Below are 13,385 nucleotides of genomic sequence, written 5' to 3'. Positions count from 1 at the left end.
GCGGCCGAAATAGAGAGGATGAAACTCCCTATTGGAGCGCCCAACATGCGCCGCCCCCTTGTCCTCGCCTGCGTCGCAGCCCTCGCCTTCCCCGCGGGCGCGTCCCAATGGGTCACGATCTCCCGCGACAAGGGCCGGCAGATCGAGATCGATCGATCCAGCGTGCTGGTCTCGAATGGCGGAACCAAGGTCGCCTGGGGTCGGGTCCTGCTCTCGGAGCAGGAAGCTTCATCGCTGGGCTATTCGGCGGTCAAATCGCTGAGCCGTTACGACTGCCGCAAGAAGAGCTTCGTGCCGGTTCGCCGCGTCTTTTTCGACGCATCGGGCGCACCGATCCGCGAAGAGGAGCTCGCCGGCGGCAAGCCGGTCGTTATCACTCCGGGCAGCATCAACGACAAAATCTACAAGGAAGTCTGCCAGCCGGCCTCGCTCGAACAGCTGCGCGCGCTTGCCGGCACCGCCGCCGAGAAAGCCGAAGCCAGCGTCCGGTCGAAACATCCGGACACTCCGCTCAGCCGCGCCGACCTGAAGCTTGCACGCGATGAGGCGCCGACCAGCGAGGCGAAAATCGACAAGCCCGCGCTGAAGACCCGCCCGAAGCTGATCGATCTGCCGCCCAAGCCCGCTCCGCGCAGCGAAGCTTCCGCCCCCCGCGAAGCGGCCCCGATCGCGGAAACTCCGCACATCTACCCCGCACCGCGCCGAGTCCACAGACCGGCCCCGATCAAGAAAACGCCGCCCCCGCCCGCCGCACACACAGCGCTGCCGGTCCACCTGAGCGGACACTGGAGCTACGAAGGCGAAACCGGCCCGCAGAGCTGGGCCAGGCTGTCCCCCGAATTCGCGACCTGTGGCTCCGGCCCCCGCCAGTCGCCGATCGATATCCGAGGCGGCATCAAGGTCGAGCTCGAACCGGTCCGGTTCGACTACAAGCCGAGCTATTTCCGGATCATCGACAACGGCCACACGATCCAGGCCAGCGTCGGAGCGGGTCTGACGATCAGCGTGATGGGCCGCCGCTACGAACTCCAGCAGCTGCACTTCCACCGCCCAGCCGAAGAGAGGATAGACGGCCGCACTTTCGACATGGATGTGCATCTCGTGCACAAGGATCTGGACGGCCATATCGCCGTCGTCTCGGTTCTGCTCGAACACGGCCCGGCACACCCGCTGATCCAGACCCTGTGGAACAACCTGCCGCTGGAAAAGAACGAATCTTTCACGCCGAATGTCGCGATCAACCCCGCCGAACTGCTGCCCGCCGAGCGCGGCTACTTCACCTACATGGGTTCGCTGACGACGCCACCGTGCAGCGAAGGCGTGCTGTGGATCGTCATGAAGCAGCCGGTGACGCTGTCCGACGAACAGATCGCCGTCTTCACCCGCTTCTACCGCAACAACGCGCGGCCGATCCAGAACAGCGGCGAGCGGATCATCAAGGAATCCCGCTAGAGGGGCGCGCCCCTCTAGCCTCGAGACATGTCCGCCATCCTCCCGCTGCGGATCCGGGTCGAGTTTCCAGACGGAAACCCACCCTTCCCGGCGATCGTGATCGCACCGGGGCGCAACTATCCGCTGTCCGCGCCGCTCTTTGAACATCTGACTTCCCGGCTGCTCGCCGACGGAATCGCCGTCTTCCGCTTTGACTGGCCTTATTTCTCCAGGGATCCCGACAAGGGCCAACCCTCCGAAGGTCTCGGCGAAGAGATCGCCGCGATGAGGGCCGTCGTCGAAACGGCGAGCGCCGACCCGAAAGTCGATCCGAACAAGCTCTTCGTTGCAGGCAAGTCGCTCGGTTCCATCGTCGCCTGGGCCGTGTTCGGACAGTTCCGGCTCCGGGCCGGAATCTTCCTGACGCCGGTGCTCAATTTCACCGACGAAGGGAAAATCACTCCCAGTGCGGACAAGCACTACCCGCACGGGGACGAGGCGCTGCGCCCGACGCTCTTCATCGCCGGCAACAAAGATCCGCTCTGCGCCAAGGATGAGCTCTACCGCTTTGCGGCAGGGCTGTCCGGCGAAGCGAGGGTCGCGGTCATCGGCGGCGGACACAGCCTGAAGCCGCCGAAGGCCTCCGGGGAAGACGGCAACAGCGAACGCAACCTCGCCCTTGCCGCCCAGATCTGCGCCGGCTTCATCGCCGATCAGCTCCTCAGCGGCTGAATGTAAAAAAGCCCGAACGACCTGAGGCCTTCCGGGCTTTCCGACGGCGGGATTGTTCGCTCAAACGGCGCGACGGCGGCGCGTCGCGACGGTCAGTACACCAAGCCCAGCCAGCAGCATCGCATAGGTTTCGGGTTCGGGCACCGCGGCAGCGACCTTGACGTTGTCGAGCAGCATGCCGACGTTGTCGCCACCGGCGTTCTTGAAGCTCAGCGTATAGAGGCCGGAAGTCGTCGGAGTGAAGTTCAGCGTGTATCCGGTCCAGCCCGCATCCCGCGCCAGGCTGTAGGCGCCGGAGCTCGTCCCGAAACTCGCCGTGACGCTCTCGAGCGTGCTGTTGACGTGGTTGCCGGCCAGATCGAAGCTCGCCGAATACTGCTGCCCCGCGCTCAGGTTCAAGGCCACCGACAGCGTGCCAGCGGAGTAGGTCGTGCCATCCAGATCGATGAATTTACCGCTGTTGGGCACATAGTCGAAACCGGTACCGGCTCCGATGATGTCTACGGTGCCGCCGGAGACGGTCCAGCCGGCGGGAACGGCGTCGAGACCGCCGCCGTTGGCATCGAAGTTGTCCGCGAAGACCGTCGTCGCGGCCTGAGCCGAAGACGCGAGGACAAACAGGGTGGAAGCGAGGACGAACGCTTTCATCAGTAAAACCTTTCTGTGGGAATGCGATTGGAGCGGGCGGATCTTCCGGACGACAGCGCCCGAACGGCCCGCCCGGAATATGCCTTATGAATACCCAGTTGACATAAACCCAAGTCTCAGAGCGGAAAAGATGAAGCACAGGAAGGCGACAGCGAAGTGGCGAATCCACATTTTTCTGACGTCTGCCCCCTGCCTGGCCTACGATCCAGCCTCATCCTTCGCAAAGATTCCGCTCCATGTCCTTCGCCTCGCTCGGGCTCTCGCCCGCCCTCGTCCGCGCCGCGGAAGCGCTCAGCTATACGCAGCCCACGCCGGTTCAGACCGAGGCCATCCCGGCCGCCTTGCAGGGGCGCGACCTCCTTGCCACGGCCCATACGGGGTCCGGCAAAACCGCGGCGTTCTGCCTGCCCATCGTGCAGAGGCTGATCGAGGCTCCCCGCTACGCCCCCAGGAGAACCCAGGCCCTGATCCTGGTGCCGACCCGCGAGCTGGCCACCCAGGTCGGCGAGACGATGCGCGGCTTCGCCGAGCGCCTCGCCACTCCGCTCAAGGTCTCGATCGTGTTCGGCGGAGTCTCGATCAACCCGCAGATGATGAAGATGAGGGGCGGGACGGATGTCGTCGTCGCGACGCCCGGGCGTCTGCTGGATCTGCTCGATCACAACGCGCTGAAGCTCGGAGACATCGCGACGCTGGTGCTCGACGAAGCGGACCGCCTGCTCAGCGAGGGCTTCGCGGACGAGCTGGCGGCGATCCTCGCCCGGCTGCCTGCGCAACGGCAGAACCAGCTGTTCTCGGCGACCTTGCCCGATGCGGTGCAGAACCTCGCGAACGAGCTGCTCAACGATCCGGTGCGCATCGACCTCGCAGCGGAGCCAGAGACTGAGCCCGACATCGTCGAGAGGGCGATCGAAGTCGATGCGGGCCGGCGCACCGCGCTGCTGCACCACCTGGTCGAAGAGCAGGCCTGGTCGCGCGTGCTGGTCTTCGTCGCGACCCGCTCGGCCTGCGAGCACGTCGCCGAAAAGCTCGGCAAGCGCGGCATCCTGGCCGCGCCTTTCAGCAGCGAAATGACCCAGGGAGCGCGAACCGAGGCACTGGCCCACTTCAAGGCGGGCCGGCTTCAGGTCCTCGTCGCGACCGATCTGGCTGCGCGCGGGATCGACATCGACCAGCTCCCGGTCGTCGTCAATTACGATCTGCCGCGCTCGGTCGCGGACTACGTGCACCGGATCGGCCGAACCGGCCGGGCCGGTGCGAGCGGACTCGCAGTGAGCTTCATCCCGGCGGCGAGCGAAGCACACTTTCGGCTCATCGAAAAGAAGACGAATCGGCGCGTCGGGCGCGAACAGATCGCCGGCTTCGAGCGGCAAGAAACTGCAGAGCCCGCATCCGCCGACGGCGGCATCAAGGGCCGCCGCAAGAGCAAGAAGGACAAGCTGCGCGAGGCTGCGGCGCGGCAAGCCTGAACTCAATAGGCGCGGCGCACCGTGAAGCGTTCGAAGAGCGGAGAAATCCGCTCGGCAAGCCCGGCCGGGATATCGACGGCGCCGCCCAGCGATGCGTCCGCGCATCCGTCGGGCCGGAAGGCCTGGAGCGCGAAGTGTCTGACCCCAAGGGACGCGGCACGCTGTGCAGCGCGCAGAACGGTCTCCTCGGCGAGCAGGCCGGGATGGAAGGTCATCCGGAATTCGTGAGAGACATCCGAGGCGGCGAGCGTCTGCGCGCTGGCCCAGGCCCGCGCACCGCTGCCGGGCACATGAGTGATCGCCTCGTAGTCGGGCGGATCGCTCTTGAAGTCGAAACCGACCCAGGCGAGTTCAGGCAAGAGCGCGGCCAAGCGCTCGGGATAGGCGCCCCCGGTGTGCAGACCGACTTCGAAACCCATCCCGCGGACTCGCGCGACCGCGTCGGGCAGACAGCGGTCGGCGGTCGGCTCGCCGCCCGAGAACACGACTCCGTCGAGAAAACCCCGGCGGCGTTCGAGCTGAACTTCGACGTCCTGCCAGTTCATCGGCGCCGGCCCGAGCCGGGTCTGCAGCTCGGGGTTGTGGCAATAGCCGCAGCGCCACGGACAGCCGCGCAGGAAGACGACCGCGACGATGCGACCGGGCCAATCCACGGTCGAGAAGGCATTGAAGCCGCCGACCTGGATCCGCTCAGTCCAGGGGCTGCGCTCTTCAAAGTGCTGCGGAGTCGTCATCAAAGATCAGATCGCCAGCAAGCTGGCTCCTACGCATGGCATGACCGCACTCAAACCTTCCCGCAGCAGGCCGTCTCGCGGAAGTACTGGCGTTCGTAGAATTCGCCCTGCTTGCCGCGGTTGAAGGACGCGACAGGGCGGTGGTAGCCCATGACCCGGGTCCAGATCTCGCAAGGCTGGCGCTCGGAGTCGTCGAGCCCGGCGATGCTGGCGAAATTCTTGGTACGGGTTTCGTGGATCATTGCGAATCTCCTTGATGAGTTTTCAGTTCAGGACCGCCGCGGCGCGTTTCTTCGCGAGCAGCTCCTCGTCGCACTTCGGGCAGAACTTGTGTTCGCCGGCGATGTAGCCGTGTTTCGGGCAGATCGAGAAGGTCGGCGAGATCGTGATGTAGGGGACGCGGAAGCGCTCCAGCGAGCGGCGCACCAGCTGCTTGCAGGCCTCGGACGAATCGACCCGCTCACCGAGGTACAGATGCAGCACGGTGCCGCCGGTGTACTTCGACTGCATCGGTTCCTGGCGCAGCAGCGCTTCAAACGGATCGCTGGTGAAGCCGACCGGAAGCTGGGTCGAGTTCGTGTAGTAGGGGCTGTCGTCGGTGCCGGCCTGCAGGATGTCGGGCCAGCGCTTGCGGTCTTCCTTCGCGAAACGATAGGTCGTGCCTTCGGCCGGGGTCGCCTCGAGGTTGTACAGGTGGCCGGTCTCCTCCTGGATCTCGGACATCCGCGTGCGCAGGTGATCGAGCAGTTTGAGCGCCAGCGCTTCGCCGGCCGGCGTCGTGATGTCGTCGACGTCAGCGCTGAAGTTGCGGATCATCTCGTTGACGCCGTTGATGCCGATCGTCGAGAAGTGGTTGCGCAGCGTGCCCAGATAGCGGCGCGTATAGGGGAAGAGCCCGTCGTCCATGTGGCGCTGGATCACCTTGCGCTTGATCTCGAGGCTGGTCTTCGCGATATCGATCAGCTCGTCGAGGCGCTCGAACAGCGCCTTCTCGTCGCCGCGGTGCCGGTAACCCAGGCGCGCGCAGTTGATCGTGACGACGCCCAGCGAGCCGGTCTGTTCGGCCGAGCCGAAGAGGCCGTTGCCCCGCTTGAGCAGCTCCCGCAGGTCCAGCTGCAGCCGGCAGCACATCGAGCGGACCATGTTGGGTTTGAGCTCGCTGTTCAGAAAGTTCTGGAAATAGGGCAGACCGTACTTCGCGGTCATCTCGAACAACGCATCGCAGTTCGGGTGCTCCCAGTCGAACTCGGGCGTGATGTTGTAGGTCGGGATCGGGAAGGTGAAGGCGCGGCCCTTCGCGTCGCCGTCCATCATCACGCTGATGAAGGCACGGTTGATCATGTCCATCTCGGCCTGCAGATCGCCGTAGGCGAAGGGCATCTCCTCGCCGCCGATGTAGGGAATCTGCTCCTTCAAATCGTCCGGGCAGACCCAGTCGAAGGTCAGGTTCGTGAACGGGGTCTGGGTGCCCCAGCGCGACGGCACGTTCAGGTTGTAGACGAGTTCCTGCATCGCCTGGCGGACCTGGTCATAGCCGAGGCGATCCTTGCGCACGAAAGCGGCCAGGTAGGTATCGAAGGAGCTGAAAGCCTGGGCGCCCGCCCATTCGTTCTGCAGCGTGCCGAGGAAGTTCACGATCTGACCGATCGCGCTGCCCAGGTGCTTCGGAGGCGCCGCCTCGACCTTGCCCGGCACGCCGTTCAGCCCCTCCTGGAGCAGCGTGCGCAGCGACCAGCCAGCGCAGTAGCCGGAGAGCATGTCCAGATCGTGGATATGGACATCCCCTTCCTTGTGCGCTTCGCCGACATTGACCGGATAGACGTGGTTGAGCCAGTAGTTCGCGACGACCTTGCCGGACACGTTGAGGATCAACCCGCCCAGCGAATAGCCCTGGTTCGCGTTCGCCTTGACCCGCCAGTCGCTCTGCGACAGGTATTCGGTGATCGACGCAATCGCATCGACGATCGCGGTGCGATCGCTCCTCAGCTTCGCATGCTGCTCCCGGTAGACGATGTAGGCGCGCGCGGTCGCGAACCAGTCGGCCGCGACCAGAACCTGTTCGACGAGATCCTGAATCGCCTCGATCGTCGGCGTCTCGCCGCTGAAACGATGCGCCAGCACCTTGCCGACCGTCGCGGTCAGACGGGCCGCTTCGCCCGCCTCGAACTCGCCCGAAGCGGCCCCTGCCGCCGCGATCGCCTTGCGGATCTTCGCCAGATCGAAAGGCAGGGTACGGCCGTCACGCTTGAGAACTTCGGACGGGAGAGCCCCGAGAAGGGGTTGACTGGCGGCGATTTGGGTGCGCATCGATGACACAACCTATAGTGGGTTCCACAAGAGGCGAAACTATATGTCGTGGCGAAAAGCGAAGAAAGTCCCAAGAAACCTTCAGCCTTCGCGCTTGCGCGTCGCCTTGACCGGAATCAAGCCAACGCGTCAAAGGCACAAATCCGGCATGACCAATGCATCAAATGAAATGAGGATCCGGCACTGCCCGCTCCAGCAGGCTATCAGCCCTCTATGGTCTAATTGCCGCCATGACCTCCCCCGCCCCGCTCTGGAAAACCCTGCTGACCCGCAGGATGCTGATCTGCATCGTCCTCGGCTTCTCATCCGGCCTGCCGCTCTTCCTGCTCTTCAACCTGCTGCCCGCCTGGCTCAAGACCGAAGGCCTGTCGCTGAAGGCGATCGGCGCATTCGCTCTGGTCCAGTTTCCGTATACGTGGAAGTTCCTCTGGGCGCCCTTCGCCGACCGCTTCGGCGTACCGGGTCTGGGCCGCCGGCGAGGCTGGATGTTCGTATCCCAGCTCGCGCTGATCGGCGCCATCGTCGCGCTGGGCGCGCTGAACCCCGCCGCCGACATCATGGCCGTCGCGGCAATCGCGGCTCTGGTCGCCTTCCTGTCGGCGACCCAGGACATCGCGATCGACGCCTACCGACGCGAGCTGCTCGGCGAAGACGAGCTGGGCTTCGGCAACGCGGTCTTCGTCAATGCCTACAAGCTCGCCGGCCTCGTTCCCGGAGCGCTGTCGCTCTTCCTCGCCGACCACCTGCCCTGGTTCCAGGTCTTTGCGATCACGGCCGCCTTCCTCGCTCCCGGAGCGATCCTGTCGCTGATCGTGAGCGAACCCGAAGCTGCGCCGCACACGCCGCACACGTTGCGCGAGGCGATCATCGAACCTTTCGAGGAGTTCTTCAGCCGCCACGGCTGGCGCAGCGCCGCCTTCGTGCTCGCCTTCATCTTCCTGTACAAGCTCGGCGATTCGCTGGCCACGGCTCTGGCGACGCCTTTCTATCTGGACATGGGATTCACGAAGACCGACATCGGCATCGTCGCGAAAAACGCGGGCCTGTGGTCCAGCGTTGCCGGAGGCCTGCTCGGTGGCGTCTGGATGATCCGCCTCGGCATCAACCGGGCGTTGTGGCTCTTCGGAGTTGCGCAGGCTGTCGCGATGCTGGGTTTTGCATGGCTCGCCTGGCTGGGGCCGGCGCCCGCCGACGCGGCGAGGCTGCTGCAGTTGGGTCTGGTGATCGGCGCCGAAGCGTTCGGCGTGGGACTGGGAACGACGGCCTTCGTTGCCTTCATCGCGCGGACGACGAACCCGGCCTATTCGGCGACCCAGTTCGCGCTGTTCACGAGCCTGATGGCGGTGCCACGTACGGTCGTCTCGGCCTTTGCCGGAGTGTTCGTGGGCTGGCTGGGCTGGCAGAATTTCTTTCTGGCCTGCTTCGCGCTGGCGCTGCCCGGAATGGCGCTGCTCGCGATCGTTGCGCCCTGGCGCATCGCGCCAGGGAGTGAAAAGCCGGCGCCCTGACGCCGGCTTTCGATCAGGCCGCAGCCTCTTCGGGGGCTTCCTCTTCGATTGCGCCTTCCATCTTCGCAACCGCGGCGGTCGCAATGCTGACGCCCAGCACGTTGGTCGCCGAGCGGCCCATGTCGAGGAACTGATCGATACCCATGATCAGCAGCAGGCCCGCTTCAGGCAGACCGAACATCGGCAGCACCGCGGCAACGACGACGAGGGACGCGCGCGGCACACCGGCGATTCCCTTGCTCGACAGCATCATGACCAGCAGCATCGTGATCTGCTGGGTCAGGCTCAGGTTGATGCCGTAAATCTGCGCGATGAACAGCGACGCGAAGGCCTGGTAGATCATCGAACCGTCGAGGTTGAACGAGTAGCCCAGCGGCAGCAGGAAGCCGGTGATCTTGTCCGGCACGCCGAAGCGGCGCATGTTCTCCATCACGCGTGGGAAGGCCGCTTCGCTGCTGGCGGTCGAGAACGCGAGCAGGATCGGGTCGCGCAGCAGTTTGAGCAGGCGCAGCGTGCGCGAACCCAGCATCACGAAAGCGGCACCGGCCAGGATCGCCCAGAGCAGAACCAGACAGACGTAGTAGCCACCGAGGAACTTGCCGTAGGTGGTCAGCACGCCGAGGCCCTGGGTCGTGATGACCGCGGCGATCGCACCGAAAATGCCGACCGGAGCAAGGCTCATCACATAGTCGGTCACGCGCAGCATCACCGGAACCATCTCATCGATCAGCTGGATGATCGTATTCGCGGTCCTCTCCTTCAGCGAAACCAGAGCGAAGCCGAGGAAGAGCGCGAAGACCAGGATCTGCAGGATCGAGTTGTTGGCCATCGCCTCGAAGAAGCTCTTCGGGAAAACCTGGGTCACGAAGTCCTTCAGGTTCATCGCCGAAGTCTTCAGATCCAGCGTCGCATCGGCCTGGGGCAGAGCGAGATGCAGCCCGGAGCCCGGCTGCAGCAGACCGGCCATCACCATGCCCAGCAGCAGCGAGATCAGAGAGGCGACGATGAACCAGACGAAACCTTTGAGGCCGATGCGGCCGACCGCTTTCGCATCGCCCAGCCCGGTCACTCCGCTGACGACGGTCGCAAAGACCAGCGGCGCAATGATCATCTTGACGAGGCGCAGGAAGATATCGGCCAGCAGGCTGAAGTAACCGGCGACGTGCTTCGCCGCATCGGGGTCAGGGTAATTGAGGTGGCAGACGTAGCCGACGGCAAGCCCGAGGATCATCGCAATCAGGATGTTCCGGGTCGGAGAATTCGCTTTCATGATGCTCTTTTCTGCTTAGGCGGGCCGAAACGACCCCGAGGGAAAAAACGCGCAATAATGAGGCGACGTGCCAGCTCCGACAAGGGGCTGGATCAAGTTTTTTCCTTGGTGGCAACCGCAACAGCCAAGGCAAGGACAATCGAAAAGCAAGCCGCCCGGCTCCCACTTACAGCCGGAATCGCGCTATCTCGGTCTGCAGACCCTGAGCGAGCGTCTCCAATCGCGCTGCGGTCTCTGCGCTGTCGCTCACTGCCGCACTGGTCTGCTCCGCCATCTGGGCGACGAGTTCCACCCTCTTGGCCAGCTCATCCGCGGCACCGCTCTGTTCCCCGAGGGATCCGACTATTTCGTGGACGGCATGCCGCACCCGCTCGGAACCGGAGTTGATCTCCTGCATCACCCCCCCCGTCCTATCAATCAGCACAACGCTTTGTTCGACGAGGCCAACGCTGGACTCCATCGTCTCGACGGCCGAGTGGGTCCCCCTCTGGATCTGATCGATCATCGCGGAAATTTCCTGCGTCGAATTGGCAGTCCTTTCGGCCAGTTTGCGCACTTCGTCGGCAACGACCGCAAAACCACGCCCCTGCTCACCTGCGCGCGCGGCCTCGATCGCGGCGTTGAGCGCGAGCAGGTTGGTCTGTTCCGCCACTTCACGGATCACACTGACGATCCGGGAGATCGCGTCCGACTGACGTCCCAATTCCTCAATCGCCGAGGAAGCCTGATTGACGCTCGCTGCTGCCCGGCGCGACTCGGCAACAGCCTCTTCCGCCTGATGAGCGCCTTGCGAGGACTGCTCGCGGGACTCCGAGGCAACAACACCTGCCTCTGCTGCGCTCTCGCTGATATGGTTGATGCCAACCGTCATCTCCTCAACCGAAGCAGCCATGCTCGATGCAGCATCGGCCTCTTCCTGGGAGGCCCTGGCGATTTCGGAGGAAGCTCGGGCCATCTCGACGGCCGCAGCACTGACCTGCTCGGCGCTGGAGTTGGCCTTGCGGATCAAGCCCGAAAAGGAGTCGGCCATGTCGTTGAAGTTGCGGGCAAGCAGGCTCATCTCATCGCGGGTTCGCTCCTTTATGCGCAGCGAGAGTTCCCCTTCGGACATGCGCCGAGCTGTGCGGATGAAATCATTGAGCTGCTCGGTCATCGAAACATAGGAGCCCAGCCCCAGCCAGGCCACGAGGAGAAAGAGCGTGGCCACGATCGCGACATCGATCCATATCGTTTGCTGGACGCGACTCATCCTCGCTTCGAGCAAGGCTTCAACGGCCGGAATCATCGTCTCGAACACCTGCGCATAGCCCTTCTCGATCACTCCGCTGGTCAAATCGAAGTAGCGCTTCGGGTCCGTCTCGAATTTCCCGCTGAGGATGTCGTCACGCACCCGCTGCGTCACCTGCTGCACCGCCGAGCTGAAGTCCTCTGTCGCAGCTCCGAAGCGATCGCCTGAACGCCCTTCCCGAACCCGGGCCATTCCGTAGCGATAGAGGCGCATCTGCGCGTCCACGTCCGACAGCAAAGCGGCAAACTCTATCTTCTGTGACTCGCTGATCTCTTTGCGTGTCAAGATCGAAGTCCCGCGCGCACGGCTCATGCCGAGACGCTCCAGCACAGTCGGCATTTTGTTGACCAGGGTGTCGATCAGGTAATACGAGTCAAAGTCGGGATCGAGCATCAGCCCATATGAGTCAGCAAGACCGACCTGGAACTCAAGGACATCGGCGATCAAGGTACTGTGTTTGGACAGATTTTCTGGGGCTGCCAAGCCCGCCCAACCCCCTTTGAGTTCGGCCCACTCGGCCTTGCTGCGCTCCCAGACCGCTGCGGATTTGATTGTCCGGCCGGCCAGTGCCTGATCGATCGTCGCCAGCAGCCCCGTCACCTCCCGCTCGCGCTCGGCACGCACTCCGCTCAGCGCCGCGTTGCCACTCAGAATGGCCACCGACGCTCCCCGGTGGATCTGCAGGGCACGGATCAGCTTCTGCGAGCTCTCGACGACAACCAGACCTTCCCGTTCGGCCCGGGTTGAAACGACGATCGCATTGAGCGAGGAAAACAAGTGATAGAGCAAGGTGAGCACCGCGATCAGCATCATCAGCCCCATCAATGCGTATTTCCGGGGATAGCTGAGCCGGTTCATCAGAGCGATGGCAGGATTGATCAAAGCGCGCATGTGTCCCCCCCGGGAAAGCATCATCTGACGACCAGGGAAGAGCACCGAAGCTCGGCCCCGCGTTGGGAGTCGACCTTTGGTCACAACGTCCCAGACAGTAAATCTAGAGGACGGAAAACCCCTCTTCCATCTTTGTCGAGATCAAGTCGCGTAAACTGACCGCCCCGTTTGCGACTTCATCACGATGACCGACCGTCCCACCCGCCTGATCGCCGCCGCCGATGCGCTGGCCCTCGCCTGCGACGCCCTGAAGTTCAAGGAGCCGATCAGCCACGTCTACAACCCTCTCGACTACGCGCGGGAGGCTCACTCCGAATACTTGAGGCGCTTCGCGCGCGGACCCAAGAAGGTGATCTTCCTGGGCATGAACCCCGGGCCTTTCGGCATGGTCCAGACCGGAGTTCCCTTCGGCGAGATCGCCGCGGTCCGCGACTGGATGGGGATCACGGGCGGCGTCACCACTCCGGCCGCGCAGACCGAGAAACGCCCGATCGAAGGTTTCGCCTGCCCGCGCTCGGAAGTGAGCGGGCGAAGGCTGTGGGGGCTTTTCGCCCAACGCTTCGGCTCCGCCGACGCCTTCTTCGCCGAACACTTTGTCGCAAACTATTGCCCGCTCGCCTTCTTCGAAGGAGGGCGCAACGCGACTCCGGACAAGCTGCCGGCAGCGGAACAGGCGCCCCTGCTGGCGGCCTGCGACGAGCACCTGCGTTGCCTGGTCAAAGAACTCGAAGCCGAATGGCTGATCGGGATAGGCGCCTGGGCCGAGCAGCGCGCCCGGATCGCACTCGCCGGCCTGCCCGTCCATTTCGGCAGGGTGCTGCACCCCAGCCCGGCCAGCCCCGCCGCAAACCGGGGCTGGGCCGAAGCCGCCACCCGACAGATGGAAGCGATGGGCCTCTGGGCGTAGGCGGGGTTTCGCGGAGCACCGCTCCGCGCCGCCGAAGCCGGCTGGCTGTGCAAAGCCAGCCGTGGGCGAAAGAAGGAATTCACGAAACACTGTTTCGTGCTTCTGAAGCCGGCCCGATGTGCAAATCGGGCCGTGGGGCCGAAGGAGGGAATTCGCGAAGCACCGCTTCGCGCCTCCTGAGCCGGTTCGGTGTGCAAACC

The 13,385-nt window shown here is 64.2% G+C and carries 11 protein-coding genes; 5 read left to right on the top strand and 6 right to left on the bottom strand.

Features of this window, described 5'->3' with window-relative positions:
• Nucleotides 1–45: 45 nt before the first annotated feature.
• Together ACHFB9_RS01795 and ACHFB9_RS01790 are read left to right on the top strand one after the other, a co-directional pair.
• Nucleotides 46–1,452, top strand: a complete 1,407-nt coding sequence (locus ACHFB9_RS01795) for a surface-adhesin E family protein (protein ID WP_417069271.1) — start codon at nt 46–48, stop codon at nt 1,450–1,452.
• A 27-nt stretch (nt 1,453–1,479) separates the two neighbouring features.
• Nucleotides 1,480–2,163: an alpha/beta fold hydrolase gene (locus ACHFB9_RS01790; RefSeq protein ID WP_417069270.1), complete on the top strand. Its 684-nt coding sequence runs from the start codon at nt 1,480–1,482 to the stop codon at nt 2,161–2,163.
• A 60-nt stretch (nt 2,164–2,223) separates the two neighbouring features.
• Here the strand turns inward: ACHFB9_RS01790 and ACHFB9_RS01785 are convergent, their stop codons facing one another.
• Complete coding sequence (locus ACHFB9_RS01785) at nt 2,224–2,811, bottom strand: PEP-CTERM sorting domain-containing protein (RefSeq protein ID WP_417069269.1); 588 nt, start codon at nt 2,809–2,811, stop codon at nt 2,224–2,226.
• 236 nt (nt 2,812–3,047) lie between these two features.
• Here ACHFB9_RS01785 and ACHFB9_RS01780 point away from each other — a divergent pair, with 236 nt between their 5' ends.
• Nucleotides 3,048–4,280, top strand: a complete 1,233-nt coding sequence (locus ACHFB9_RS01780; RefSeq protein ID WP_417069268.1) for a DEAD/DEAH box helicase — start codon at nt 3,048–3,050, stop codon at nt 4,278–4,280.
• Nucleotides 4,281–4,282: 2 nt separating this feature from the next.
• On the opposite strand, the gene ACHFB9_RS01775 is transcribed toward ACHFB9_RS01780, so the two are convergent.
• From ACHFB9_RS01775 to ACHFB9_RS01765, 3 genes are read right to left on the bottom strand one after another with little or no spacing between them, the layout of a single operon-like run.
• Nucleotides 4,283–5,014 carry an anaerobic ribonucleoside-triphosphate reductase activating protein gene (locus ACHFB9_RS01775; RefSeq protein ID WP_417069267.1) on the bottom strand — a complete coding sequence of 244 codons (732 nt, stop codon included), beginning with the start codon at nt 5,012–5,014 and terminating at the stop codon, nt 4,283–4,285.
• A gap of 50 nt (nt 5,015–5,064) precedes the next feature.
• The gene (nrdD, locus tag ACHFB9_RS01770; protein ID WP_417069266.1) at nt 5,065–5,256 is read right to left on the bottom strand and encodes an anaerobic ribonucleoside-triphosphate reductase; all 192 of its coding nucleotides are present in this window, start codon (nt 5,254–5,256) and stop codon (nt 5,065–5,067) included.
• 22 nt (nt 5,257–5,278) lie between these two features.
• A complete protein-coding gene (locus tag ACHFB9_RS01765; protein ID WP_417069265.1) occupies nt 5,279–7,321 on the bottom strand; it encodes a ribonucleoside triphosphate reductase in 2,043 nt (680 codons plus the stop codon).
• 230 nt (nt 7,322–7,551) lie between these two features.
• Here ACHFB9_RS01765 and ACHFB9_RS01760 point away from each other — a divergent pair, with 230 nt between their 5' ends.
• Nucleotides 7,552–8,829, top strand: coding sequence for an AmpG family muropeptide MFS transporter (locus ACHFB9_RS01760; protein WP_417069264.1), 1,278 nt, complete (start codon nt 7,552–7,554; stop codon nt 8,827–8,829).
• Between the two features lie 13 nt (nt 8,830–8,842).
• Here the strand turns inward: ACHFB9_RS01760 and ACHFB9_RS01755 are convergent, their stop codons facing one another.
• On the bottom strand, nt 8,843–10,099 hold the full coding sequence (locus ACHFB9_RS01755; protein WP_417069263.1) for a dicarboxylate/amino acid:cation symporter: 1,257 nt from the start codon (nt 10,097–10,099) through the stop codon (nt 8,843–8,845).
• Nucleotides 10,100–10,265: 166 nt separating this feature from the next.
• A complete protein-coding gene (locus tag ACHFB9_RS01750; RefSeq protein WP_417069262.1) occupies nt 10,266–12,278 on the bottom strand; it encodes a methyl-accepting chemotaxis protein in 2,013 nt (670 codons plus the stop codon).
• Nucleotides 12,279–12,462: 184 nt separating this feature from the next.
• Here ACHFB9_RS01750 and ACHFB9_RS01745 point away from each other — a divergent pair, with 184 nt between their 5' ends.
• Nucleotides 12,463–13,185 (top strand): single-stranded DNA-binding protein, encoded by a 723-nt coding sequence (locus tag ACHFB9_RS01745; protein WP_417069261.1) that lies wholly within the window; start codon nt 12,463–12,465, stop codon nt 13,183–13,185.
• Nucleotides 13,186–13,385 lie beyond the last annotated feature (200 nt).

It is taken from the genome of Niveibacterium terrae (assembly GCF_048213115.1).
Classification (GTDB): Bacteria; Pseudomonadota; Gammaproteobacteria; order Burkholderiales; family Rhodocyclaceae; genus Niveibacterium; species Niveibacterium terrae.
This window is presented reverse-complemented; position numbering and strand designations above follow the sequence as displayed.